Annotated in this window: 23 protein-coding genes; 11 read left to right on the top strand and 12 right to left on the bottom strand. The window is 72.0% G+C overall.

From position 1 onward, the window contains the following. Positions 1–108: 108 nt before the first annotated feature. Positions 109–2,925 (bottom strand): penicillin acylase family protein, encoded by a 2,817-nt coding sequence (locus ACZ470_RS21085; RefSeq protein WP_468429193.1) that lies wholly within the window; start codon positions 2,923–2,925, stop codon positions 109–111. Between the two features lie 221 nt (positions 2,926–3,146). Here ACZ470_RS21085 and ACZ470_RS21080 point away from each other — a divergent pair, with 221 nt between their 5' ends. The 6 genes from ACZ470_RS21080 (at position 3,147) to mscL (ending at position 8,931) form a co-directional block, all read left to right on the top strand. Then, entirely contained in the window at positions 3,147–4,694 is a 1,548-nt protein-coding gene (locus ACZ470_RS21080) for a potassium/proton antiporter (RefSeq protein WP_468429191.1), read from the top strand. A gap of 227 nt (positions 4,695–4,921) precedes the next feature. Continuing rightward, positions 4,922–6,208: an MFS transporter gene (locus ACZ470_RS21075; protein WP_468429189.1), complete on the top strand. Its 1,287-nt coding sequence runs from the start codon at positions 4,922–4,924 to the stop codon at positions 6,206–6,208. A gap of 68 nt (positions 6,209–6,276) precedes the next feature. Beyond that, on the top strand, positions 6,277–6,603 hold the full coding sequence (locus ACZ470_RS21070; protein WP_468429187.1) for an FmdB family zinc ribbon protein: 327 nt from the start codon (positions 6,277–6,279) through the stop codon (positions 6,601–6,603). 78 nt (positions 6,604–6,681) lie between these two features. Continuing rightward, positions 6,682–7,524 (top strand): S-methyl-5'-thioadenosine phosphorylase, encoded by an 843-nt coding sequence (locus ACZ470_RS21065; protein WP_468429185.1) that lies wholly within the window; start codon positions 6,682–6,684, stop codon positions 7,522–7,524. 195 nt (positions 7,525–7,719) lie between these two features. Further along, complete coding sequence (locus ACZ470_RS21060; RefSeq protein WP_468429183.1) at positions 7,720–8,319, top strand: hypothetical protein; 600 nt, start codon at positions 7,720–7,722, stop codon at positions 8,317–8,319. Between the two features lie 138 nt (positions 8,320–8,457). After that, the gene (mscL, locus tag ACZ470_RS21055; RefSeq protein ID WP_468429181.1) at positions 8,458–8,931 is read left to right on the top strand and encodes a large conductance mechanosensitive channel protein MscL; all 474 of its coding nucleotides are present in this window, start codon (positions 8,458–8,460) and stop codon (positions 8,929–8,931) included. Positions 8,932–8,950: 19 nt separating this feature from the next. On the opposite strand, the gene ACZ470_RS21050 is transcribed toward mscL, so the two are convergent. Then, complete coding sequence (locus ACZ470_RS21050) at positions 8,951–9,127, bottom strand: hypothetical protein (RefSeq protein ID WP_468429180.1); 177 nt, start codon at positions 9,125–9,127, stop codon at positions 8,951–8,953. A gap of 43 nt (positions 9,128–9,170) precedes the next feature. Here ACZ470_RS21050 and ACZ470_RS21045 point away from each other — a divergent pair, with 43 nt between their 5' ends. Continuing rightward, positions 9,171–10,199 (top strand): P1 family peptidase, encoded by a 1,029-nt coding sequence (locus tag ACZ470_RS21045; protein ID WP_468429179.1) that lies wholly within the window; start codon positions 9,171–9,173, stop codon positions 10,197–10,199. A 191-nt stretch (positions 10,200–10,390) separates the two neighbouring features. Beyond that, positions 10,391–11,137, top strand: coding sequence for a DUF6227 family protein (locus ACZ470_RS21040; protein WP_468429177.1), 747 nt, complete (start codon positions 10,391–10,393; stop codon positions 11,135–11,137). Between the two features lie 20 nt (positions 11,138–11,157). Here ACZ470_RS21040 and ACZ470_RS21035 read toward each other — a convergent pair whose 3' ends face one another. The 5 genes from ACZ470_RS21035 to ACZ470_RS21015 form a co-directional block, all read right to left on the bottom strand. Beyond that, complete coding sequence (locus ACZ470_RS21035) at positions 11,158–11,445, bottom strand: hypothetical protein (protein ID WP_468429175.1); 288 nt, start codon at positions 11,443–11,445, stop codon at positions 11,158–11,160. Between the two features lie 117 nt (positions 11,446–11,562). Beyond that, positions 11,563–13,599, bottom strand: coding sequence for a PTS fructose transporter subunit IIABC (locus tag ACZ470_RS21030; RefSeq protein ID WP_468429174.1), 2,037 nt, complete (start codon positions 13,597–13,599; stop codon positions 11,563–11,565). 82 nt (positions 13,600–13,681) lie between these two features. Further along, positions 13,682–14,629 (bottom strand): 1-phosphofructokinase, encoded by a 948-nt coding sequence (gene pfkB / locus ACZ470_RS21025; protein WP_468429172.1) that lies wholly within the window; start codon positions 14,627–14,629, stop codon positions 13,682–13,684. Further along, on the bottom strand, positions 14,626–15,387 hold the full coding sequence (locus ACZ470_RS21020) for a DeoR/GlpR family DNA-binding transcription regulator (RefSeq protein ID WP_468429170.1): 762 nt from the start codon (positions 15,385–15,387) through the stop codon (positions 14,626–14,628). Before ACZ470_RS21020 ends, pfkB begins: the two co-directional genes overlap by 4 nt. A gap of 233 nt (positions 15,388–15,620) precedes the next feature. Continuing rightward, positions 15,621–17,135, bottom strand: a complete 1,515-nt coding sequence (locus ACZ470_RS21015) for an MFS transporter (protein WP_468429168.1) — start codon at positions 17,133–17,135, stop codon at positions 15,621–15,623. A 63-nt stretch (positions 17,136–17,198) separates the two neighbouring features. Here ACZ470_RS21015 and ACZ470_RS21010 point away from each other — a divergent pair, with 63 nt between their 5' ends. Next, a complete protein-coding gene (locus ACZ470_RS21010; RefSeq protein ID WP_468429166.1) occupies positions 17,199–18,173 on the top strand; it encodes a helix-turn-helix transcriptional regulator in 975 nt (324 codons plus the stop codon). 356 nt (positions 18,174–18,529) lie between these two features. Here the strand turns inward: ACZ470_RS21010 and ACZ470_RS21005 are convergent, their stop codons facing one another. Both ACZ470_RS21005 and ACZ470_RS21000 read right to left on the bottom strand, forming a co-directional pair. After that, positions 18,530–19,195: a TetR/AcrR family transcriptional regulator gene (locus ACZ470_RS21005; protein WP_468429220.1), complete on the bottom strand. Its 666-nt coding sequence runs from the start codon at positions 19,193–19,195 to the stop codon at positions 18,530–18,532. A gap of 503 nt (positions 19,196–19,698) precedes the next feature. Continuing rightward, positions 19,699–20,697 carry a sigma-70 family RNA polymerase sigma factor gene (locus tag ACZ470_RS21000; RefSeq protein WP_468429164.1) on the bottom strand — a complete coding sequence of 333 codons (999 nt, stop codon included), beginning with the start codon at positions 20,695–20,697 and terminating at the stop codon, positions 19,699–19,701. A gap of 193 nt (positions 20,698–20,890) precedes the next feature. Here ACZ470_RS21000 and ACZ470_RS20995 point away from each other — a divergent pair, with 193 nt between their 5' ends. Further along, positions 20,891–21,409 (top strand): GNAT family N-acetyltransferase, encoded by a 519-nt coding sequence (locus tag ACZ470_RS20995; protein ID WP_468429163.1) that lies wholly within the window; start codon positions 20,891–20,893, stop codon positions 21,407–21,409. A gap of 10 nt (positions 21,410–21,419) precedes the next feature. On the opposite strand, the gene ACZ470_RS20990 is transcribed toward ACZ470_RS20995, so the two are convergent. Next, positions 21,420–22,181 (bottom strand): dioxygenase family protein, encoded by a 762-nt coding sequence (locus ACZ470_RS20990; protein ID WP_468429218.1) that lies wholly within the window; start codon positions 22,179–22,181, stop codon positions 21,420–21,422. A gap of 173 nt (positions 22,182–22,354) precedes the next feature. On the opposite strand from ACZ470_RS20990, the gene ACZ470_RS20985 reads away from it, so the two are divergent. After that, positions 22,355–22,876, top strand: a complete 522-nt coding sequence (locus tag ACZ470_RS20985) for a MarR family winged helix-turn-helix transcriptional regulator (RefSeq protein ID WP_468429161.1) — start codon at positions 22,355–22,357, stop codon at positions 22,874–22,876. Positions 22,877–23,030: 154 nt separating this feature from the next. On the opposite strand, the gene ACZ470_RS20980 is transcribed toward ACZ470_RS20985, so the two are convergent. After that, complete coding sequence (locus ACZ470_RS20980; protein ID WP_468429160.1) at positions 23,031–24,572, bottom strand: MFS transporter; 1,542 nt, start codon at positions 24,570–24,572, stop codon at positions 23,031–23,033. Between the two features lie 128 nt (positions 24,573–24,700). Then, positions 24,701–25,342, bottom strand: coding sequence for a TetR/AcrR family transcriptional regulator (locus ACZ470_RS20975; protein ID WP_468429159.1), 642 nt, complete (start codon positions 25,340–25,342; stop codon positions 24,701–24,703). Between the last annotated feature and the right edge of the window lie 190 nt (positions 25,343–25,532).

Below are 25,532 nucleotides of genomic sequence, written 5' to 3'. Positions count from 1 at the left end.
CCCCCCCCCCCCCCCCCCCCCCCCCCCCCCCCCCCCCCCCCCCCCCCCCCCCCACACCCCCCCCCCCCCCCCCCCCCCCCCCCCCGCTTCCGACGGCGGGTACCGAAGTCAGGGCTTCAGCAGCAGGGTGTCGCTGGTGCTGTCCTCGACCGCCTTCTCCGAGAACGACCACTCCAGCAGCTCGCCCTCGGCCCACTTGTCCGTCTGGTCGACGTAGTGGGCGTTGTAGGCGTGCCCGGAGGCGCCGGTGAGGTTGATCCACCGCGACTTGTCGAGATCGCCGAGGTTGACCACCATGCGCATGGACGGCACCCACACCACTCCGTAGCCCCCGGCGGCGTTCCAGCCGGTCGCGTTGACGGTGGCCTCGCCACCGCCGAGCTTCCACGGGCCGCGGTTGAGGAGGTACTGGAGGAAGCCCGGCCCCTCGGTGCCGAGGGTCTGGTTCTTCAGGAACAGGCGGTGCAGCCTGCCCCAGCTCCAGCTGTCGATGTCCTTGCCGAGCTTGGCGGTCAGCTCCCAGCGGGCGTCGATCATGGCGCGCTTGAACAGCTCGTCACGGTTGTCCGCGTCGGGGCGGGTGCCCGACTTGGGCGTCCTCCACCATTCGCTGTCCTCCTGGTCCATCAGCTTGCGGACCACCTCGAACCAGCGGTCGCCGCCGTCGGGCTGCGCCTGGTCGGAGTCCCGCAGACCGCACTCGCGGACCTTGTCCGCCTCATCGGCGGGCCCGGTGGTGTTGACCGGTTCGACCCACAGGCACTGGCCCTTGACCCGCAGCTCCTTGGGCAGCTTGTGGCCGAAGGCGAGCTTGAGGATGTTGCGCCAGACGGAGTTGAAGTAGGCGGCGGCCGCCGAGTCGGCGTCCTGGGTGTAGTCCCAGCCCTCCAGCAGCTTCTGCGCCTCCCGTACGTCCTCGTCCCCGACGTCGATCTTCAGCAGGTGAGGCACCAGCAGCTTGGCGATGCTGCTGCTGTTGTCGAGCTGCATCTGCCGCATGTCGTCCGTGGAGATCTTGCCGCCGTCCTTGATCTTCGACTGGATCAGTTCGGTGATCCGCTGGCTGCGGGCGCCGTAGCCCCAGTCGGTGGTCAGCGTGTACGGGTAGTCCTCGTCGACGACGGCCTGGTTGGCGGTGACGATGTAGCCGCGGTCCGGGTCGAACTCGTAGGGCAGCGCCTCCTGGTCGATCCAGCCGGTCCACTCGTAGTCGGGGTCCCAGCCGGGGGCGGGGACGGAGCCGTCGTGCTTCTCCGCGCGGGTGGGGATCCTCCCCGGCAGCGTGTAGCCGATGTGGCCCTCGGTGTCCGCGTAGACGAGGTTCTGCGAGGGCACCTCGAACAGGGCGGCCGCCTCGCGGAAGTCGTCCCAGTCCTTCGCGCGGTTCATCGCGAAGACGGAGTCCATGGTGCGGCCGGCGTCCAGGGCGGTCCAGCGCAGCGCGACGCCGTACCCGTCGCCCCGGTCGGGTGCGGCGCTGTCGACGGTGGCCTTCTTGCCCGTCCTGACGAGTTCGCTGGAGCGGTCGGAGAGCAGGGGCCCGTTGTTGGTCTCACGGACGACGATCTTCCGCGCCTTGCCGCCGGCGACCTCGATGGTCTCCTCGCGCGTCTTGAACGGCACCACCTTGCCGTCGTACTGGTAGCCGTCGCCGGTGATCTTCTCCAGGTAGAGGTCGGTGACGTCGACACCGGAGTTGGTCAGGCCCCAGGAGATGTCCTGGTTGTGGCCGATTATCACTCCGGGCATGCCCGCGAAGCTGTAGCCCGCGACGTCGTACTGGCACTTGTCGGAGACGCTGCGGCAGTGCAGGCCCATCTGGTACCAGACGGAGGGCAGCGCGGCCGACAGGTGCGGGTCGTTGGCGAGGAGCGGCTTTCCGGTGATGGTGTGGTCGCCGGAGACCACCCAGGAGTTGGAGCCGATGCCGTCGCCGTTGACGCCGACGGCGGTGGGGAGGTCCTGGAGGACCTCCTGGAGACCCGTCAGCTGGCTTTCGAGGGAGGAACCACTGGTGCCGGTCCCGGTCCCGGTTCCGGTCCCTGTGCCGGTTCCGGTTCCGGTTCCGGTCCCGGTGCCCGTACCCGTCCCGGTGCCGGTGCCGGTGCCGGTCCCTGTGCCCGTGCCCGCGCTCTCGCCCTGCTCGTACGCCCCGGTGAGCTCGTTGTACTGGCCCTCCTGGATCACCGGCTTGTTCCGGCCGTACGGGTACTCCGGGTACAGGTCGGCGATCTGCTTCGGGCCGAGGCGGCTGGTCAGCAGCGCGCGGTCGATCTCGTCCTGCATGTTCCCGCGCAGGTCCCAGGCCATCGCCTTCAGCCAGGCCACGGAGTCGACCGGGGTCCACGCCCCGGGCTTGTAGTCGTTCTCGAAGCCCAGCGCCGCGTACTCCAGGGAGATCTCCTCGCCCGACTTGCCCTCCAGATAGGCGTTGACCCCCTTGGCGTACGCCTGGAGGTACTTCTTCGTGGCGGGGGACAGCTTCTCCTCGTACTCCTGCTTCGCGACCCGGTGCCAGCCCAGGGTGCGCAGGAACTCGTCGTTGTCGACCTGGCTCTTGCCGAACATCTCCGACATGCGCCCGGCGGTCATGTGCCGGCGCACGTCCATCTCGTAGAACCGGTCCTGCGCCTGGACGTAGCCCTGCGCCATGAACAGGTCCTCGTCGGAGGAGGCGTAGATCTGCGGGATCCCGTAGCCGTCGCGTTTGACGTCGACGGTGCCCGACAGTCCCTGGAGCGTGATCGAACCCTTGGTCTGCGGGAAGGAGGCGCGCACGGTGCTGACCGACCAGTACCCCCCGTAGGCGACACCGCCGATCAGGGCCAGCACCAGGACGAGCACGATCAGTCGGGCTCTGCGCCCTTTCTTCCTGCCGGCCTTGCCGGCCTGCTGACCCGTGGAGGCGGTGGTGTCGGTGGGCATCGCTGTCCTTGCTGTCCTAACGCGAGCGGCAGGTCGGGCTGTGCTTTTAACTGAGCGCTGGAGCAACGATAGGCGCAGGGGCCCGCGGCACTTGACGCGGAGTAGGGAACCAGCCCGGACGGACGTTCGATCTTGCCGTCAACAGCGTCAAGAAAGCGTCAAGAGTTAGGTAAGGTAACGAAGTAGTTTGCCGCGAAAGCGGTGGATCGCATGCGATGTACATGAGCTCACGCGCGGGCGCGCTTGGGTCAGGGAAGGGAACGCCGCTGACTGTCCACAGCCTCAACCAGCTCCTGCTCGTCTGTTCGATCGTCCTGCTCGTCGCCGTCGCAGCGGTCCGGATCTCCTCGCGCAGCGGGCTCCCCAGCCTGCTCGTCTACCTGGGCATCGGCATCGCCATGGGCCAGGACGGCATCGGCGACATCCACTTCGACAACGCCGAGCTGACCCAGGTCATCGGCTACGCGGCCCTGGTCGTGATCCTGGCCGAGGGCGGTCTGGGCACGAAGTGGACGGAGGTCAGACCGGTACTGCCCGCCGCCGCCGCGCTCGCGCTGGCCGGCGTCGCCGTCAGCGTCGGCGTCACGGCGTCGGCGGCGCACTTCCTGGTCGGCCTGGAGTGGCGGCAGGCGCTCATCATCGGCGCGGTGGTGTCGTCGACGGACGCGGCGGCGGTCTTCTCCGTCCTGCGGAAGATCCCCCTTCCCGCGCGGGTGACGGGCGCCCTGGAGGCCGAGTCCGGCTTCAACGACGCGCCCGTCGTCATCCTGGTCGTCGCCTTCTCCACGGCCGGACCGGTCGAACACTGGCAGATCCTGGTCGGCGAGATAGTGCTGGAACTCGCCATCGGCGCCGCCATCGGCGCCGCGGTGGGCTGGCTGGGCGCCCTGGCGCTGCGGCACGTGGCCCTGCCCGCCTCCGGCCTCTACCCGATCGCCGTCATGGCCATCGCCGTCGCCGCCTACGCGGTCGGCGCCCTCGCCCACGGCAGCGGCTTCCTCGCCGTCTACCTCGCCTCGATGGTGCTGGGCAACGCCAAGCTGCCGCACTGGCCCGCCACGCGCGGCTTCGCCGAGGGGCTCGGCTGGATCGCCCAGATCGGCATGTTCGTCCTGCTCGGCCTGCTGGTCACCCCGCACGAGCTGGGCGACGACATCATGCCCGCGCTGGTCATCGGACTGGCGCTGACCATGCTGGCCCGCCCGCTGAGCGTCGTGCTGTGCCTGCTGCCGTTCCGGGTGCCCTGGCAGGAACAGACGCTGATGTCATGGGCGGGGCTGCGCGGCGCCGTCCCCATCATCCTGGCGACCATCCCGATGGTGGAGGGCGTCGAGGCGAGCGAGAAGATCTTCAACATCGTCTTCGTCCTGGTCGTCGTCTACACCCTGATCCAGGGCCCGACGCTGCCCTGGCTGGCCCGCAAACTGCGCCTCGGCGGGGAGTCCACCGCCGACCTCGGCATCGAGTCCGCGCCCCTGGAGCGGCTGCGAGGACATCTGCTGTCGGTCGCCATCCCGGCCGGGTCGCGGATGCACGGCGTGGAGATCGCCGAACTGCGGCTGCCGGCCGGGGCCGCCGTCACCCTCGTCGTCCGCGAGGGCACGTCCTTCGTACCGCTGCCGTCGACGGTGCTGCGGCGCGGGGACGAACTCCTCGTCGTCGCCACGGACCCGGTACGGGACGCCGCCGAACGGCGCCTGCGCGCGGTCGGCCGCGGCGGCAAGCTGGCCGGCTGGCTCGGCACCGACGGATCACAGGCCGGACACTGACATGGTGCTCATCTTCACAGGCACACCGGCAGGTGATCCCTGTACGATGCAGGCGACCCCAGATCGAACCAACTCTGCCTGACGCAGAGCTGGCGCGACCGTATGGCGGCCGGGACGCCCTGAGCTGTGGCGCCGGTATCTACCGCAGTCAGCGCAAGAGGACAGCTCTCGGCGCACCCGCACCACGCGCGCGGGACGCGCTACCAGGTGGCGGAAAGGCACGGGCCGTGGCATCCACGGTCACCACGTCGAAGGACTCGGCAGCCACCCCCCGACCGGGATACGGCCGGCTGCTGCGCACCCCCGGCGCCTGGACGTTCCTGCTCCCCGGCTTCGCGGCACGCCAGCCGTTCGCGATGCTCACCCTCTCCATCGTGCTGCTGGTACAGCACACCACCGGCTCGTACGGCGCGGCCGGCGCCGTCGCGGCCGTCACCGGCGTCTCCATGGCGCTGTTCGCGCCCTACAGCGGCCGCCTCGCCGACCGCTACGGGCAGCGCGCCGTCCTCGTGCCCGGCGTGCTGGTGCACGCGGCGGCCGGGCTCGCCCTCACCGCGCTGGCCCTGACCGACGCGCCCCTGTGGGCGCTGTTCGCCGCCGCCGTGCCGACGGGCGCCTCGGTGCCGCAGATCGGGCCCATGGTGCGGGCCCGCTGGGGCGTCGCCCTCAAGGGCTCCCCGCTGATGACCACCGCGGCGGCCTTCGAGTCCGTCACCGACGAGTTCACCTTCGTCGTCGGACCCCTGCTGGCCACGGCCCTGTGCACCGCCGTCGACCCGGCCGCGGGCCTGCTCACCGAGGCCGCGCTGACGCTGGTCGGCGGTCTGCTGTTCGCCGCGCGGGAGGGCACCCAGCCCGCCGCCGGACGCGACGGGCACGCGCGCGTGGAGCACGTTTCCGCACTGCGCGTCCCCGGGGTGCGGGTCCTGATCGTGACGTTCCTGGGCATCGGTTCCGTCTTCGGCGGCATGCAGGTCTCCCTGGCCGCGTTCACCGAGTCGATCGGCGAACCCGGACTGAACGGCGTCCTCTACGGCGTCTTCGCCGCGGGCAACATGCTCTCCGGCATCGCCTGCGGCGCGATCGTCTGGAAGACCGCCCCGCAGCGGCGGCTGGTCCTCGCCTACGCGGCGCTCGCACTCACCGCGTCCGCCCTGTGGACCGCCCACTCGGCGCTGCTGCTGGCCGGGGTCGGCCTCCTGGTCGGCATGTGCATCGCCCCGGCGCTGATCACCGGCTACACGCTGGTGGAGGGCCTGGTCCCGGCCGGCGCCCGCACCGAGGCCTTCACCTGGCTGACCGGCGCCGTCGCGCTCGGCCAGGCCGCGGCCGTCACGGTCTCCGGACAGCTGGAGGACCGCTTCTGGGGCGGCGCCGGCTTCCTGGTGCCGCTGGCCGGCACGGTGCTCGCCCTCGTGACGCTGCTGGCGCTGCGGTCGCGGCTGGTTCCGGGACCGCGCGGGCGCACCGTCGCACGTGGCGTGGGTCACCGCGAGCCCGTCGCAGTGGACTGAACCCTCGGAATACGTCACTATGGATCGTCGTTAGCACTCATCGAGTGAGAGTGCCAGGAGGAAGACAAGTGCCGACCTACCAGTACCAGTGCACCGAGTGCGGCGAGGGCCTCGAGGCGGTGCAGAAGTTCACCGACGACGCCCTGACCGAGTGCCCCAACTGCCAGGGCCGCCTGAAGAAGGTGTTCTCGGCGGTCGGCATCGTCTTCAAGGGCTCCGGCTTCTACCGCAACGACAGCCGCGGCTCCTCGTCGAGCAGCTCGCCGGCGTCGTCGAAGTCCTCGGGCTCCTCCTCTTCCACGTCGTCGTCCTCCTCGGACTCGGCTTCGAGCTCGTCATCCGGTTCGTCCGGCTCGTCCGGTTCCAGCAGCTCCACCAGCACCACCGCCGCGTAGGGCCGCACTCTTACGAGACCCTGTCGTCCACCGACGACGGGGTCTTCGGCGTTCCCGGGGGCGGTTAGGGTGCGGGGCATGGCGAACAAGGCGAACGCCGGGATCGGCGTGATCGGCGGCTCCGGTTTCTACTCCTTCCTCGACGACGTGACCGAGGTCCAGGTGGACACCCCGTACGGGGCGCCCAGCGACTCCCTCTTCCTCGGCGAGGTGGCCGGCCGGCGGGTCGCCTTCCTGCCCCGCCACGGTCGCGGCCACCATCTGCCGCCCCACCGGATCAACTACCGGGCCAACCTGTGGGCGCTCCGCTCGGTCGGCGTGCGCCAGGTCCTCGGGCCGTGCGCGGTCGGCGGTCTGCGGCCCGAGTACGGGCCGGGCACGCTGCTGGTGCCGGACCAGCTCGTGGACCGGACGAAGTCCCGGGTGGGCACGTACTTCGACGGGCTGCCGCTGCCCGACGGCACGGTGCCGAACGTGGTCCATGTGTCCCTGGCCGACCCCTACTGCCCCACCGGGCGGGCCGCCGCGCTGAAGGCGGCGCGCGGCCGGGACTGGGAGCCGGTGGACGGCGGCACGCTGGTCGTGGTGGAGGGCCCGCGCTTCTCCACCCGCGCCGAGTCGCTGTGGCACCGGGCGCAGGGCTGGTCGGTGGTGGGCATGACCGGCCATCCGGAGGCGGTGCTCGCCCGCGAGATGGAGCTCTGCTACACGTCCCTGACCCTGGTCACCGACCTGGACGCCGGTGCCGAGACCGGTGAGGGCGTCTCCCACGAGGAGGTGCTGCGGGTGTTCGCGGCCAATGTGGACCGGCTGCGGGGCGTGCTCTTCGACGCGGTGGCGGCGCTGCCGGCGACGGAGGAGCGGGACTGCCCGTGCGTGTCGGCGCTGGGCGGGATGGATCCGGGGTTCGCGCTGCCGTAGCGGCTCGCGGGGGCGGGGAGGGAGACGGGGGACGGGGAGGGAGACGGGGGACGGGGACGGGGAGGGCGGAACCTCACGTTCGGGTGGGCGGGTTGTCCACAGGTTCGTGGTGCGTCCACAGGGCCCGGCGGGCCCTGGCGGGAGGCCCCATCGTGGGAGTCGCAAGCCGGTCCCTCGTCGCAGGTGGTGGTACCCGTGTCCCGTCCTTCCTCCGCTCTTCCCTCCCCGCTCTGCTCCCCCTCCCCCGCCGTCCCCCGCCCGCCCGGCGCGGAGGTCCCCCCGCCGTGCGAGGTGCCGCACTTCGCCCCGGTGCGCGTGCGCGGCGGCCTTCCGTTCCCGGGCCGGCTCGTCCGGCACCGGAGGCGGGCCATGGCGGTCGGCCTCGCGGTCACGGCGGCGGCGCTGGTGGCGGCGGGCCCACGCGACACGGAGCGGCCCCGTGGGCATCCAGGGGGGCCGCCGACGGCCGGGGCGTCCTCGGCGTCCCCCGGTGACCGTCCCTTACGGGCGCGGCGCGTGGCCGCGACGGTCACGGCGCCGGTGCGGATCGCCGACGCGGCCACGGTGCGGCTGCTGCGGGCGGGCGACCGGGTCGACGTGATCGCCGCCGGGGAGACGGCGTCCGGGGGCGGGGCCCGCGTGGTCGCGCGCGGGGCGCGGGTGACCGAGGTGCCGGAGCCGGTCGACGGCGCGGGCGACGGCGGGGCGCTGGTGGTGCTGTCGGTGCCGCGCTCCACCGCCGCCGATCTGGCCGGCGCGAGCGCGTCCGCGCGGCTGGCGGTGACGCTGTGGTGAACGGTGCCGTGCCGGGCGGCGTCCCCCGCCCGGCGGGCCTTCGCTTCGGGCCGCTCGACTGGACACACGGGCCCGGCGGTGACGTAGGTTGCGGAGCGTTTTCTTCCGCAACCTGTGCACGAGAGATGAGGGCCCGAAGTGAGCGACCAGGAGAAGACGAGCTTGTGGCAGGGCTTCAAGGCCTTCCTGATGCGTGGGAACGTCGTCGATCTGGCTGTCGCGGTGGTCATCGGCGCCGCCTTCACGAACATCGTCAACGCGGTGGTGAAGGGCGTCATCAATCCGCTGGTGGGGGCCTTCGGCACCAAGAACCTGGACAGCTACGCCTCGTGTCTGAAGGGCCCTTGCGAGGGCACCGGCGATGCCGCGACGGGCGTCAGGATCCTGTGGGGCTCGGTCCTCGGGGCGACGCTCCAGTTCGTCATCACCGCGGCGGTCGTCTACTTCCTGATGGTGCTGCCGATGGCGAAGTACCTGGCCCGGGTGGAGGCCCGCCGGAAGGCGAAGGAGGGCGCGCACGAGGTCGTCGAGATCACCGAGCTGGAGGTGCTCAAGGAGATCCGCGACACCCTCGTCGCGCAGCGTGGCCCCGGCCAGGGCGAGCGCGGGTGACCGCCCGCCGGCGGGCGGGTCAGATGTGGTGGGGCGGCTTCTCGTCGAGGAAGCGCTTCAGATCGGCCGCGCCGTCGCCGGACGGGCGCTCGCCCCACCCGCGGTCCGTGTCGTCCGAGGTCTGCTGGTCCAGCGGGTCGTCGAAGACCAGCGCGGGCTTCGGCTCACTGGGCCGGGGGTCGGGGGCGGTGCTCATGGGTCCAGAGTACGGCCGCGCGTGACCGGGCAGGACTGGCCCCATGACAGCTGACGCTCTGACGGATGTGGCCGGTGTGCGCGTGGGGCACGCGACGCGCACCGGCGACGGGTGGCTCACGGGCACCACGGTCGTCCTCGCGCCCGAGGGCGGGGCCGTGGCCGCGGTGGATGTGCGCGGCGGCGGCCCCGGCACCAAGGAGACCGACGCGCTCGATCCGCGCAACCTGGTGCAGAGGGTCGAGGCGGTCGTGCTGACCGGGGGAAGCGCCTACGGGCTCGACGCGGCGTCCGGGGTGATGGCCTGGCTGGAGGAGCGTGGGCGGGGGGTGCGCGTCGGCCCGGATCCCGCCCATGTGGTTCCGGTGGTGCCGGCCGCCTGTGTCTTCGACCTGGGCCGGGGCGGCGCCTTCCGGGCCCGGCCGGACGCGGCCACCGGCCGGGCCGCGGTCGAGGCGGCCGCGGCGAGCGAGGAGGGCGCGCCGGTGCCGCAGGGCTGTGTGGGCGCCGGTACGGGGGCCGTGGTCGGGCAGGTGAAGGGCGGGGTCGGCACGGCGAGCACGGTGCTGGGGTCGGGCATCACGGTGGCCGCGCTGGTGGTGGCCAACGCGGCGGGGTCGGCGGTGGATCCGGAAACGGGGGTGCTGTACGGGGAGTTGTTCCAGGGCCGGGTGCGTTATCCGGAGCCGGAGGTGCACGAGGCCGCGTTGCGGCGGCTCGCGGAGGTCGCCGAGCGGAACGCGGCTCCCCCGCTGAACACGACGCTCGCGGTGGTCGCCACCGACGCGGAACTGTCCAAGGCGCAGGCGCAGAAGCTGGCCGGCACCGCGCACGACGGCATCGCGCGGGCCGTACGGCCGGTGCATCTGCTCAGCGACGGGGACACCGTCTTCACCCTCGCCACGGGCACCCGCCCGCTCGACACGGCGAATCCCCTCGCCCTGAACGAGGTCCTCGCGGCCGGCGCGGACCTGGTGACCCGCGCGATCGTCCGAGCGGTGCGCGCCGCCGACCCGGTGGAGGGCGCGGGCGGGGCGTGGCCGTCGTACGGGGAGTTGTACGGCGGGCGTTGAGGGCCGGCTCCGGGCTGCCGAAGTACCGTTCTGTCAGGAACAATTGACGTCCGCCCGGGCGGCGTCGGGAACTTCTCGCGCGGCCCGAGCGTTTTTCGGCCATACGTTTTCTCGGTTCCTGGACATGATGTCCGGCCGAGGGGCTACGGTATGCACCCACAAGGTGACATGCAGCAACGCCGGGAGAAACCTTGAGCGTTCCGTACGAGACGGCAGCGTACGAACCACCCGACTCACCCGAGTCTCCGGAGGAGCACCTCGCGCGCCTCCTCGGCCGTGCCCTGAACTCCTTCGAGTTGCCGGACGAGACGATCCGGCGGCTGGAAAGCGCGCTGGCGCACGACGGTTCGCTGCACTCCGCGCACCACAGCGCGGGGCTGCACCGGGAGACGTACCGGCACACCTGGCTGCTCGCCGACGGTTCGGCGCTCACGCTCTGGGAGCTCGTGCACAACACGGCGCCGGGGGCCGAGCCGCAGCACGAGCTGTATGTGGACGAGGAGGAGCTGCGGACGGCCACGGCCCGGCTGCCGTTGCCGCCGGACCCGCCGGATTTCGAGCTGCCGGTGACGGTGCAGCTGTCCTCGCCTCCCGCGCTGCGGCAGGTGTACGTCCCGGACCGTTCCGCGGACCACGGGCGTCGTTTACTGCGCCGGGCGGAGAACGGGGACCGGCCGGGTGCGGAGACGGCCGCGCTGCTGGCGACGGCGTGCGCGCACCGGATCACGCAGGCGTTCGGCCGCCCGTCCCGCGCGGGGCGTCCGGGCCTGTGCTTCTCCCTCTACGAGCACGCGTTCCTGCTGGGTGACGGCGGGGAGATGTCGCTGTGGGAGGTCGAGCACACGGTCACGCCGGACGGGCGGCACATGTGCGAGGTGTACGTCAGCGAGGACGCGGCGCGGGACGCGATGGAGCGCCGGGCGACGCAGGTCTCCTGACGCGCGTCGGAGCGTGGGGCTCAGCCTCCCTCGCTGAGACGTCGTACCAGCACGGCGAACGCGTCGCGCTCCGCGTCGGTGAGCCGTACCGCTTCCGCGTGCGGGCCCGTCCGCCGCTGGCGCGGGATCGCCGGGCCGCCGTGGGCCGGGTGCCGTCGGGCGGCCTCGGAGTGCCTGCGGGCGCGCTCCTCACGCAGCCGCCCGCGTCGCCGCCGCAGCGTGTCGGCCAGACCCGCCGCGCAGGCCACGGCCACCAGGGTGAGGACGGCGGCGCCCGTCCTCCGCGAGAGTGTCTTGTACTCAGGCATGCGCCCCAGTACACACCACGGTCCGGGACTTCGGACCCGGACCGTGATGATCGTGATCTATATCGCAGTAGGCATGAACCGCGCACACCTACCCAAACGGACGCATCGTCGTAGGCCCTACGCGGCCACCGTCTCCTTGCTCCGGGCGGCCGGGGCCGTGCCCTCGCCGGGGCTCGTGCCGGAGGCTCCCCGCACCGGCCCGCGCAGGCCCTTGAGGACGATCACCAGGGCCGTGGTGACACAGACACCGGCGGCGATGGCGACGAGGTAGAGGAACGGGTTGCCGATCAGCGGGACCACGAAGACGCCGCCGTGCGGTGCGCGCAGGGTGGCGCCGAAGGCCATCGACAGGGCGCCGGTGACCGCGCCGCCCACCATGGAGGCGGGGATGACCCGCAGCGGGTCGGCGGCGGCGAACGGGATCGCGCCCTCGGAGATGAAGGAGGCGCCCAGGACCCAGGCGGCCTTGCCGTTCTCGCGTTCGGTCCGGTTGAAGAGCTTGCCGCGGACGGTGGTGGCCAGGGCCATCGCCAGGGGCGGCACCATGCCGGCGGCCATCACCGCGGCCATGATCTTCATCGCGGAGTCGCTGGGGCTCGCGACGGCGATCCCGGCGGTGGCGAAGGTGTAGGCGACCTTGTTGACGGGGCCGCCCAGGTCGAAGCACATCATCAGGCCGAGCAGGGCGCCGAGCAGGACGGCGTTGGTGCCGGTGAGGCCGTTCAGCCAGTCGGTCATGCCCTTCTGGGCCTCGGCGATGGGCTTGCCGATGACGACGAACATCAGGAACCCGACGACCGCGGCGGAGATCAGCGGGATCACCACCACGGGCATGATGCCGCGCAGCGCCGTGGGGATGCGCACCCGCTGGATCGCGATCACCACCCCGCCGGCGATCAGGCCGGCCGCGAGTCCGCCGAGGAATCCGGCGTTGATGGTGAGCGAGATCGCGCCGCCGACGAAGCCGGGCACGAGGCCGGGCCGGTCGGCCATGCCGTAGGCGATGTATCCGGCCAGGACCGGGACGAGGAAGCCGAAGGCGACGCCGCCGATCTGGAAGAGGAGGGCGCCCCAGCTGTCGGCCTGGGTCCACACGAAGTGGTCCATCACCGAGGGCGCCTCGTTGATCTCGTAGCCGCCGATCGCGAAGCCGAGGGCGATGAGCAGTCCCCCCGCCGCGACGAACGGGACCATGTAGCTGACGCCGGACATCAGCCAGGTGCGCAGCTTGGTGCCGTAGCCCTCGCCGCTGTCGCCGGCACGCTCGACGGGCGTACCGGTGGCGGCGGCCGTGGTGACCTCGCCGCGTTCGGCCTTGCCGCGGACCTCGGTGATCAGGTCGGCGGGGTGGTTGATGGCCGCCTTGACGCCGGTGTCGACGGTGGGCTTGCCCGCGAAGCGGTCCTTCTCCCGTACGGGGACGTCATGGGCGAAGATCACGGCGTCCGCCGCGGCGATCACGGCCGGGTCGAGGCGGGTGAAGCCGGCGGAGCCCTGGGTCTCGACGACGATCTCGATGCCCGCCTCCCGGCCGGCGTTCTCCAGCGATTCGGCCGCCATGTAGGTGTGGGCGATACCGGTGGGGCAAGAGGTGACGGCGACGACCCGGAACGGGCGGTCCTCGGGGGTGTCGGTGCCCGTGGCGGCGCCGGCGGAGGCCGCCGCCGGCGCCGTCACGGTGTCCTCGGTGCCGCTCGCCCCGGCCGTCGGGGGTTCGTCGCCGCGGATGAGCGCCGCCGCCGCGGCCGCGTCCCCGGCCGACCGGAGGGCGGTGGTGAACTCGGTGTTCATCAGCTGCCGGGCCAGCGACGAAAGGATCGTGAGGTGGGCGTCGTCGGCGCCGGCCGGGGCGGCGATCAGGAAGATCAGGTCGGCGGGTCCGTCCGCCGCCCCGAAGTCGATCCCGGCGGCGCTGCGTCCGAAGGCCAGCGTGGGTTCGGTGACGTGCTCACTGCGGCAGTGCGGGATGCCGATGCCGCCGTCGAGGCCGGTCGGCATCTGCGCCTCGCGGGCGGCGACGTCGGCGAGGAAGCCCTCCAGGTCGGTCACCCGGCCCAGGGTCACCATGCGCTCGGCGAGGGCGCGTGCCGCCGCCTCCTTGGTGTCGGCGGACAGGTCGAGATCGACCAGCTCCGCAGTGATCAGGTCACTCATCGCGGGCTCCTTCGCACGCGTATCGCCCGTACAGCGGGGTGGGCGGGGGAGGGGACGGGGGTGCGGTGGGGGGTGCGGGGGTTCATGACGTGGGCTCCCGCAGGGGGCGGCCCACCGGGACGTCGTCCGTGACCGTCACGGCCGCCGGGTCCAGGTCGTCCGGGGTCGGCATCACGCTGCCGGGGAGCCGGACGGCCGCCGCGCCGTGGGCGACGGCGGAGGCGAGTGCCCCGGGGCCCCGGCCGCCGGCGACGAGGAAGCCCGCGAGTGAGGAGTCACCGGCGCCGACATTGCTGCGGACGGCGTCCACCGGCGCGGTGCCGAACCACGCGCCGTCGTCGTCCACGAGCAGTTGTCCGTCGGCGCCGAGGCTCGCGAGGACGGCGCGGGCTCCCGCCTCCCTCAGTTCCTCGGCCGCCTTCAGCGCGTCGCCCACGGTGGCCAGGGGCCGCCCCACGGCCTCGGCGAGCTCCCCGGCGTTCGGCTTCACCACGTCGGGCCGCGCGCGCAGGGCCGCGAGCAGTGCCGGTCCGGAGGTGTCGAGCGCGATGCGTACGCCCGCGTCGTGCACCCGGGCGACCAGGTCGGCGTACCAGGAGGGGGCGAGTCCGCGGGGCAGGCTGCCGCAGCAGGCGATCCAGTCGGCGTCCGGGGCCTGCCGGCGCACCGTGTCCAGGAGCAGTTCCCGCTCGGTCGCGGTCAGTTCCGGGCCCGGCGCGTTGATCTTCGTCAGCACGCCGTCGGCCTCCGCGAGCGCGATGTTGGAGCGGGTGGCGCCGACGACCGGGACCGGAGCGACCTCGATGCCCTGCGCGTCGAGCAGATCGGCGACCAGGGCGCCCGGTGCGCCGCCCAGGGGCAGCACGGCGACCGTGCGCCGGCCGGCCGCGGCGACGGCGCGCGAGACGTTGACGCCCTTGCCGCCGGGGTCGACGCGTTCGCCGGTGGCCCGGACGACCTCACCGCGGTCCAGCGAGGGAACCTCGTAGGTGCGGTCCAGGGAGGGGTTGGGGGTGACGGTGAGGATCATGCGCGTACTACTTCCGTGCCGCCGCGCTCGATCGCGGCGGCGTCCTGCGGGCTCAGCCCGGTGTCGGTGATCAGCAGGTCCACGTCGCCGAGGTCGCCGAAGCGGGCGAAGTGCTCCTGGCCGTGCTTGGAGGAGTCGGCGAGCAGCACCACGCGGCGGGCGGCGGCCATGGCCGCGCGTTTCACGGCGGCCTCGGCGAGGTCGGGGGTGGTCAGCCCGTGCTCGGCGGAGAACCCGTTGGCGGCCACGAACAGGACGTCCGCGCGGATCTCGGCGTACGCGCGCAGCGCCCAGGCGTCCACGGCGGCGCGCGTACGGTGCCGGACCCGCCCTCCGACGAGATGCAGCTGGATGCCGGGGTGGTCGGCGAGGCGGGCCGCGATGGGCAGGCTGTGGGTGACGACGGTGAGGGAGAGCTCCACCGGCAGGGCTCCGGCGAGCCGGGCGGCCGTCGAACCGGCGTCGACGATCACGGTGCCGTCGGCCGGGAGTTCGGCGAGGGCGGCCTTGGCGATGCGGTCCTTCTCGTCCGCCGCGGTCGTCTCCCGCTCGGCGAGGTCGGGCTCGAAGTCGAGGCGTCCGACGGGGATGGCCCCGCCGTGCACCCTGCGGACCAGGCCGGCGCGGTCGAGTGCCTTCAGGTCCCGGCGGATGGTCTCGGCGGTCACCTGGAACTCCTCGGCCAGCGAGATCACGTCCACCCGGCCGCCGTCGCGGGCGAGCCGCAGAATCTCCTGCTGGCGTTCCGGTGCGTACATGTCCGTCTGCCTCCGAGTCCGTTCATGCCCGAACCTGTGGTTTCGCTCGCAGAGTACGCCCGGAAGTCGGTGAAGTAAACATGAGTGGGCATGTTCGGGCATGAACGGGCACCCGTTGGGGACTGCGGTCCGTTGGGGACTACGGTCCGTTGGGGACTGCGGGCAGAGACGGCAAGGGCCCGGCACCCCCGTGAGGTGCCGGGCCCTTCCCGTCAGCCGTGGGCGCCGCCCGCTCAGGACACGAGCTCGCGCTCCTTCTCCACCGTCACCGGAGCCTCCCCCGCCCCCTCCACATGCTGCGCCGGCCGCTTGGGCAGGGCGAACATCAGCAGGAAGATCACGCCCATCACCACGGCCACCCAGCCCAGCGCGTGCTGGAAACCGTCCGCGAAGGCCGGACCCACCTCGGCCGGCGCGAGCCGCTCATCGATCACCCCGAAGAACACCACCGACACCAGCCCGAGACCCAGCGCGTTCCCCATCTGCTGCACGGTGTTGATCAGCCCCGACGCCGACCCGGCGTGCTCACGCGGCACCTCGGACAGCACCGCGTCCGTCAGCGGAGCCACGATCAGACCCATGCCGACGCCCATGACCACCAGCGGGAGCGCCATCTGCCAGGATGCGATGGACTGGCCGTACCGCTCGGCCTCCCACATGTAGATCAGGACACCGGCCGCCATCACCAGCGCGCCCGCCTGGAGCACCTTGCGTCCGTAGCGCGGGACCAGCAGCTGCACCGACATGCCGGCCGCCGCGGAGACCGCGACGGAGAAGGGCACACCGGTCAGTCCGGCCCGCAGCGCGCTCCAGCCCAGGCCGACCTGCATGTACAGCGTCCAGACCAGGAAGAAGATGCCGAGGCCGATACCGAACACCGTCTGCACGGCGATGCCCGCCGCGAAGCTCTTCACCCGGAACAGGGACAGCTCGATCAGCGGGGACCCGTCCCGGGCGCCCTTGACCCGCTCGTACGCCACCAGCGCCGCGAAGACCACCAGCGCGCCGGCCATCGACACGTATCCCCACACCGGCCAGCCCAGCTCACGGCCGCGGGTGAGCGGGTAGAGCAGCATCAGCAGACCGAGCGTGACCAGCGCGACGCCCACCAGGTCCAGCCGCAGGGCGCGCGGGGCCTTCGACTCGGTGATGAAGCGGCCGCCGAGGATCAGGCCCGCTATGCCGACCGGGAGGTTGATCAGGAAGATCGGCCGCCACTCCAGGCCGAACAGGTTCCACTCCGTCAGCAGCGCGCCGAGCAGCGGCCCGGACACCGCGCCCAAGCCGACGATCGCTCCGAACAGCCCGAACACCTTGCCGCGTTCATGGGCGGGGAAGGTGGCGTGCACGATCGACAGCACCTGCGGAACCATCAGCGCCGCCATGGCCCCCTGGAGGATGCGGGAGGCGACCAGCATCTCCGGGTTGACGGCGAGCCCGCAGAGTGCGGAGGCGACGGTGAATCCGCCGATGCCGATGAGGAAGATCCGCTTGCGGCCGTGGATGTCGCCGAGCCGGCCGCCGGTGACGAGCCCGGCGGCGAAGGCCAGCGCGTAGCCCGCGGTGATCCACTGGATCTGGCTGAAGGTGGCGCCCTCGTCGCGCTGGATCGACGGGATCGCGATGTTGACGATCGTGACGTCGACGAGGTCCATGAAGGCCGCGGTCATCACGATCGCCAGCGCGAACCAGCGGCGCCGGTCGCCCGCGACGGGCTGCGGGGCTTGCGGGGTGTCGGTGAAGGTCATGTCCCGAAAGCTATGACCCAAGTAGGTCAGATCACGTCCTAGATACCGGGCATCCTCGTTTTCATGACAACGGACACTCCGGCCCGGCTCCTTCAGCTCCTCTCCCTCCTCCAGACGCCCCGCGAATGGCCCGGCGGCGAGCTCGCCGACCGCCTCGGGGTGTCCCGGCGCACGATCCGGCGGGACATCGACCGGCTGCGGGAGCTCGGCTATCCCGTACAGGCGACGATGGGCGCGGACGGCGGCTACCGGCTCGTCGCCGGCAAGGCGATGCCGCCGCTGGTGCTCGACGACGAGGAGGCGGTGGCCATCGCGGTCGGCCTGCGGGCCGGCGCCGGACACGCCCTGGAGGGCGTGGACGAGGCATCCGTGCGGGCGCTGGCCAAGCTGGAGCAGGTCCTGCCCAGCCGGCTGCGCCACCGCGTCAGCACGCTCCAGGCCGCGACCACCCCGCTGACCAGCGGCGACGGAGCGACCATCGCGCCCGAGACGCTGATCGTCATGGCCTCCACCGTGGCCGGGCACGAGCGGCTGCGGTTCGCCTACCGCGCGGCCGACGGCACCGGGTCCCGGCGCGTGACGGAGCCGTACCGGCTCGTGTCGACCGGGCGGCGCTGGTACCTCGTGGCGTACGACCTGGACCGCGCGGACTGGCGCACGTTCCGCGTCGACCGGGTCAGCGACCCCTTCGCGACCGGGGCACGCTTCACCCCGAGGGAACTGCCCGCCGGGAGCGCGGCGGAGTATCTGCGCCGCTCCATGCAGCGGGCGCAGGAGTCGTACGAGCTCGACGTCACCTTCGCCGCACCGGCCGGGACGGTCGCGGCCCGCCTCCCGGGCTGGCTGGGCCCGCCCGAGCCGCTCGACGAGGGGAGCTGCCGACTGCGGGCGACCGTGAGCGACGCCAAGGACTGGATGGCGGTACGGCTGGCGATGCTCGGGTACGACTTCACGGTGCACGAGCCCGCGGAACTGGCCGAGGCGGCGGGTGAGTTGGGCGCACGGATGAGCCGGGCCGCCGGCCGGGGCGAGCGCTGACACGGCATCACGTCACGTCCCCCGACCGCCGGTCAGGCCCCATCACCCCACGGCACATCCCGAAGCGCGGCCAGGTGAGCGGGCCGCCGACCGGGCCCAGCACGCGCCGCGAGGTACGCGGACCGCCGACCGGCCCCAGCACTGACACGGCACCACGGCCGCCGGTCAGGTCAGGTCGCCACGGCAAGTCCCGAAGCGCGACCAGGCGCGCCGGCCGCCGACCGGCCCCAGCACCGACACGGCACCACGACCGCCGGTCAGGTCGCCCCACGGCAAGCCCCTCAGCGCCACGAGGTACGCGGGCCGCCACCGGGCCCAGCACCGACACGGCACCACGCCACGCCCCCGACCGCCGGTCAGGCCACCTCGCCCCACGGGAAGTCCCGTAGCGCCGCGAGGTTGGCGACGGCCAGTTCGGCCGGTCCCTGCGGGCCGTTGGAGGGGCCGTCGCCCGCCGCCCAGCTCTCCATGGCCGTGCGTACGGCGGCGCTCGCGACGGCGGCGGTGAAACCCAGCCGGGCACGGGCGGCAACGTTGTCGGCACTGTAGGGGACTTGAGCGGCCGTCAGCCGGTCCGTGAGCGCCTGCGCCAGCTCCCGCTCCGCCGCCCGGCACGCCTCCGCCCACACCCGGCGCAGGGCCGGGTTCGCCTCCGCCAGCCGGATCAGGGTGCGGACCCAGTCCCAGGAGGCCTCCGACACCCCGAGGCCGGGGGTGAGCGTATGGCGCACGGCGTCCTCGAGCACCCGCGGCAGGGGCGCCTCGGCGGGGGCGGCGCGCACCGCCTCCACCCAGCGCTGGGCACCGGTGGCGTAGAGCGGGCCGATGGCCTCTTCCTTGCTGGCGAAGTACCGGTAGAAGGTGCGCGGGGCGATGCCGGCCGCCTGGGCGATGTCCTCGGCACGGGTGGCCCGGAGGCCCTGGCGGACGAAGAGACCGGCCGCCGCACGGGCGATCTCCATACGTGTCTCCGCCTTGCGCCGTTCGACGAGCGAGACCGGGGGCGGCGGAGGGGGCGACATCGGGGTGGTGCTGCTGCTCACGTTCGGCAGGCTATGCCCATGTGACACAATCTGCCATCTGGCGGGCCACCCCGGGGTTCAGGTTCGGGGTGGCCCGCTGTGCCGACGTGGCAGCGGGCGGAACCGGCCCGGTGGTACGGAGAGGCCCGCGCCCCGTGGACATGGGGAAGCCGGGCCCGGCGCCCGGGGGGAGGGCGCCGAACCCGGCTCTGGGAAGTCCCGGCGCCGGGGGGGGTTGTGCGTCGGGACGTGGCTCGTGGGTCCAGGGTCTCAGGTGGCCCCGGAGTTCGAACTCCTGGGCCTGGCATTCTTGTTCCCGGCGCCCGGCGGGTTGAAGCGGCGGGGAACAGCCATGTTTTGCGCGGTCTTTCGCCACCCGGCGTACGCGGCCGGGGCCCGGCACGGGCCCCGTCGCCCCCCAAGGGCCTGGGCTCCGCACCGGACTCGGCCGTCACACCACCGTGCTCGGTCCGGGCGTCACGCTACCGCGTCGTCGCCGGGCCTCACGCCGCCGCGTCGAACCCGGTGTCCCGGGCCAGCTTCTTCAGCTCCAGCAGCGCGTGCTTCTCGATCTGACGGATGCGCTCGCGGGTCAGGCCGTGCTCCTTGCCGACCTCGGTCAGCGTGCGCTCGCGCCCGTCCTCGATGCCGTACCGCATCTTGATGATGGAGGCCGTGCGCTGGTCGAGGCGGCCGATCAGGTCGTCCAGCTCCTCGCTGCGCAGCAGCGTCAGCACCGACTGCTCCGGCGACACCGCGGAGGTGTCCTCCAGGAGGTCACCGAACTGGGTCTCGCCCTCGTCGTCCACCGACATGTTCAGCGAGACGGGGTCACGGGCCCAGTCGAGCACGTCGACGACGCGCTCCGGCGTGGAACCGAGCTCGGCGGCGACCTCCGCGGGCTCCGGGTCACGGCCGTGCTCGCGGTTGAACTCGCGCTGCACGCGCCGGATCCGGCCCAGCTCCTCCACCAGGTGGACGGGGAGACGGATGGTGCGCGACTGGTCGGCTATGGACCGCGTGATGGCCTGACGGATCCACCACGTCGCGTACGTGGAGAACTTGAAGCCCTTGCGGTAGTCGAACTTCTCCACCGCGCGCACCAGACCGGCGTTGCCCTCCTGGATCAGGTCGAGGAGCGGCAGACCGCTGCGGGGGTAGCGGCGGGCCACGGCGACGACCAGGCGCAGGTTGGAACGGATGAAGACGTCCTTGGCCCGCTCACTGGCGTCGTACAGGGCCTCGAGCTCCTCCTCGGTGGCCCCGGCCTTGTTCTCCTCGAGACCGTCGAGGATCTGCCGTGCGAACACACCCGCCTCGATGATCTGGGACAGCTCGACCTCCTTGGCGGCGTCGAGCAGCGGCGTGCGCGCGATCTCGTCGAGGTACATGCCGACCAGGTCGCGGTCGGCGATCTCGCCGCCATGGGCGCGAACACTGCGTGCCGAGTCGGCCGTCTCGCCGGTGGCGGACTGACGACGGGCGACGGCGCGGGTTGCCATGCGTGCTCCCTTGCGATGATGAGGTCAGCGGGTGGTCCTGCGGACGCTCAACACGTCTCTCAGGTCCCTCCGGACTCTGGTCGAGTGCCCTGCATCCGATGGAAACAACGACTGGAATCCGGACAGAATTCCCAACCCGCCCCCCGATTTTTCTGATCATGCAGTACCCTGTCCGGCCACGCGAGGAGGCGGAATGCCGTCGGAGCTCACGGAGATCCAGGTCAGGCCGGGCGAGGAGGGCGATCTGGTGGCCCTCACCGACCTGTACAACCACTACGTACGTGAGACGGCGATCACATTCGACACGGCGCCCTTCACCCCGGAGGAGCGCCGCCCCTGGCTGCTCTCCCACCCTGTAGACGGCCCGTACCGCCTGATGGTTGCCACGGGCGCCGACTCGCGGCGGATCCTGGGATACGCCACCTCCAGCCCCTTCCGGCCCAAGCCCGCCTACGCGACCTCCGTGGAGACGACGGTCTACGTCGCCCCGGACGCCGGCCGGCGCGGCATCGGCACCCTCCTCTACAAGGCCCTCTTCGAGGCCCTGGCGGAGGAGGACGTGCACCGCGCCTACGCGGGGGTCGCCCAGCCGAACGACGCCTCCACGCGGCTGCACGAGCGTTTCGGCTTCCGGTACGTCGGCACGTACCGGGAGGTGGGCCGCAAGTTCGGCCGCTGGTGGGACGTGGCCTGGCACGAGAAGGAGCTCTAGCCCGGCCGGGTCAGCCGAACTGCACCGACCGCTTGGCCAGCCCCAGCCAGAACCCGTCGATCACGGACTTCTGTTCCCCGAGCTCCCCCGCGGCGTCCGCGGCGCCCATGGTCACGAAGAGCGGGGCGAAGTGCTCGGTGCGCGGATGGGCGAGCGAGCCCGCCGGGGACTTGCGGGTGAAGTCGAGCAGCGCGTCCACGTCGCCGGACTCCAGCGCCCGCCTGCCCCAGTCGTCGAACTCCGTCGACCAGGCGGGGATGCCGCCCTGCCGCAGCGCGGCCAGGTTGTGGGTGAAGAACCCGGAGCCGATGATCAGCACGCCCTCGTCGCGCAGCGGCGCGAGCCTGCGCCCGATCTCCATCAGCCGCACCGGGTCCAGGGTCGGCATGGAGACCTGGAGCACCGGGATGTCGGCGCCGGGGTACATCTCGACCAGGGGGACGTAGGCACCGTGGTCCAGCCCTCGGTCGGGGACGTCCTGTACGGGCGTGCCGGGGGCGCGCAGCAGCTTGCGGACGGAGTCCGCGAGGGCGGGGGCGCCGGGGGCGTCGTAGGTGACCCGGTAGTAGTGCTCGGGGAAGCCCCAGAAGTCGTAGACGAGGGGGACGGTCTCGGTGGCGCCCAGGGCGAGCGGGGCCTCCTCCCAGTGGGCGGAGACGACGAGGATCGCCTTCGGGCGGGGCAGTCCGGCCGACCATGCGGCGAGTTCACCGGGCCAGACGGGGTCGTCGGCCAGGGGCGGGGCGCCGTGGCTGAGGTAGAGAGCGGGCATGCGCTCCTGGGTGGCGGCGGTCATGACAGCGGCTCCCTTCGACGCGGTCCACGTCGCTCCGGCGGCTTGGATCCGGCGACTCGAATCCGGGTTACTTGAACTCTCAACCTGCTCCATCGACAGTACGCCAAAATTGTTTAACCTTCAAGGAGAGTCGCCGTACAGTGGAGTACATGAACACGGCACCCGCAGCACCGTCGGCATCAGGGGACGAGCCCCGCTGGCTCACCGACGAGGAACAGCGCGTCTGGCGCTCGTACATCGAGGCCGCCACCCTCCTGGAAGACCACCTCGACCGTCAGCTCCAGCGCGACGCGGGCATGCCGCACGTCTATTACGGCCTCCTGGTCAAACTCGCCGAATCCCCGCGCCGGCGGCTACGGATGACCGAGCTGGCGATGTCCGCGAAGATCACCCGCTCCCGTCTCTCGCACGCCGTCGCCCGGCTGGAGAAGCACGGCTGGGTACGCCGTGAGGACTGCCCCTCCGACAAGCGCGGCCAGTTCGCCGTACTGACGGACGAGGGCCAGGAGGTGCTGCGCCGGCACGCGCCCGGCCATGTGGACGCCGTACGCCAGGCGGTCTTCGACCGGCTCACCCCGGAACAGCAGAAGTCCCTCGGCGAGATCATGCGGATCATCGCCGAGGGACTCCAGCCGAGCGGAGCGGGCGCGGATCTGCCCTGGCTCCGCTGACGCGGGGGCGCCCGATGTGGAACTGCCCCGGCACCCGCTTCTCGGCGGGGGCCGGGGCAGATCCGGGAAGCCGTACGGACGAGGCGTCCCCTCCTCGTCCGTACGGTAGGTCTCCGGCGCTCCGAAGTGGTGGGAAGCGGCGTACAGCCGTCCGTCAGTGGACGACGACCGGCACCGCCACCTCGTCCTCGGCGTTCTCGTCGGCGGACCCGGCGACAGCGGTGCTGCCCGGCCGGCCGGCGTTGATCAGGACCAGGGCGATGGCCGCGGCCACCACCAGGATCCCCACGGCGAACCAGATCGCGCTGGTGTAGCCCTGCACCTGTCCCTGGAGCTGGACCAGCTGCTGCTGGGACCGGCTCGTGGCACCGCCGATGTGGTCGGCGACGTAGGACGTGGTGGCCGAGGCGGCGATCGTGTTCAGCAGGGCCGTACCGATCGCGCCGCCCACCTGCTGCGAGGTGTTGACCATCGCGGAGGCGACACCGGAGTCACGCGGCTCGACGCCCAGCGTGGCCAGCGACATGGCCGGCATGAACGCCGTACCCATGCCGAGACCGAGCAGCAGCATGCCGGGCAGCAGGACCGCCGCGTAGGAGGTGTCGATCTCCAGCTGCGTCAGCAGCAGCATGCCGAGCGCGGCGACCAGGAAGCCGGGGCCCATCAGCAGCCGGGGCGCGACCCGGGTCATCAGCCGGGTGCCGATCTGCGTCGAACCCGTGATCATGCCCGCGATCATCGGCAGGAAGGCGAAACCGGTCTTGACCGGCGAGTAGCCCTTCACGACCTGGAGGTAGTAGGTCAGGAAGAGGAACAGGCCGAACATCGCGATGATCGCCAGACCCAGCGAGAGGTAGACCCCGCCGCGGTTGCGCTCGGTGATCACGCGCAGCGGCAGCAGCGGCGCCTTGACCTTGGCCTCGACCGCCACGAAGGCGGCGAGCAGCACGGCGGACGCGACGAACATGCCGATGGTGAGGGAGTCGCTCCAGCCCTCGGACTCCGCGCGGGTGAAGCCGTAGACCAGCGCGACCAGGCCCACCGTGGACAGGATCACGCCGGGGATGTCGAGCGGCGAGCGGTTGCGGCCGCCCTCGGGCTCACGGATGACGAAGTACGCACCGGCCGCGGCGACGACCGCGAACGGGATGTTCACGAAGAAGGTCCAGCGCCAGTCCAGGTACTCGGTGAGGAAACCACCGAGGATCAGGCCGACGGCACCACCGCCACCGGCGATCGCGCCGTAGATGCCGAACGCCTTGGCGCGCTCCTTGCCGTCGGTGAACATCACCGCGAGCAGGGACAGCGCGGCGGGCGCGAGCAGCGCGCCGAACACACCCTGGAGGGCGCGGGCGCCGAACATCATCGCCTCATTGGTGGCCGCACCACCGAGCGCGGAGGCCAGCGCGAAGCCGCCCAGACCGAGCACGAAGGCCCGCTTGCGCCCCCACAGGTCGGCTATCCGGCCGCCGAACAGCAGCAGTCCGCCGAAGGCGAGCGCGTAGGCGGTGACCACCCACTGGCGGTTGCCGTCCGAGATGCCCAGGTCCTGCTGGGCGGAGGGCAGGGCGATGTTCACGATGGTGGCGTCGAGGACGACCATCAGCTGGGCGAGCGCGATGAAGACGAGCGCTTTCCAGCGGTTGGCATCCGGAACGCCCGTGGCCTTTGTGGCCACTGAGGCTGTTTGAGACATGGGGGTACCCACTTCGGTACTTGTGACGGAAATCGGGACTGTGTAAGGAAAAATCGGGTGTCGTAAAGGGAACGACTCGCCCAAGGGACGGCCGCCGGAACGGGAATCCTGCTCGCGTCAGAGATCGCTCAGCAGCGCAGATCCTCCACGGTCACGGCCGCACCCGGCAGGACGGTCGGGGCCGGAGCCCGCATCCCGTCCAGGAACAGCTGGAGATGGCGGTGGACGAAACGGTCGGCGTTCACACAGCCGGTACCGGCCGGGGGCCGGCTCAGCTGGGCGACGCCCACCATCAGATCGCCGTACTCCACGTCGGGACGGAGCTGACCGGCCGCCTTGGCGCGGTCCATCAGCTGCGCGACGAGGCTCTCGGCGCGCCGGCGAGCGTCCTCGAGGTCGGGGTGGTGCTGGTCGAAGGTGCTGGAGACCATCGGGCACAGCGCGCTGATCCGCTCGTCGGCGGCCGCGTGCGCGAAGCGCTCCAGCGCCTCGAAGGCATCCCCGGTCTCGTTGAGCGCCTGCTCGGCCGCCCGCACCGTACGGTCCATCACGGAGCAGACGACCTCGCGCACCAGCGCGTCACGGTCGGGGAAGTTGCGGTACACCGTGGCATTGCCGACACCGGCGCGGCGGGCGATCTCGTCGAGCGGCACGTCCGGCCCGAACTCGACGAACATCTCCCGGGCGGCGGTGACGATCCGCTCCCGGTTGCGCAGAGCGTCGGCGCGGGGCCTGGGCATCTTGCGCGCTACGGGACTGGCGGTCTGCACGGTGCACTCCTGGGTCGTGGTTGGCGGGCTTGGCCCTTGTGTCGCTTGGCTTGTGTCGCCGTCCTGGCAATCCGGGGAGCAAGTCCCCGTTTCGCACGGACACAGGTCTAAACGGGGAAACGATCCCCGGTTATTTCCCGCCGCCGACTCCTTTCCCTGTGACTCGCCTCACAGGCTCCACCGGACCGCG

The sequence above is a fragment of the Streptomyces sp. NPDC031111 genome (assembly GCF_055570675.1).
Note: the sequence above shows the minus strand (reverse complement) of the source record. Positions and strands in the feature narration are given on the sequence as shown.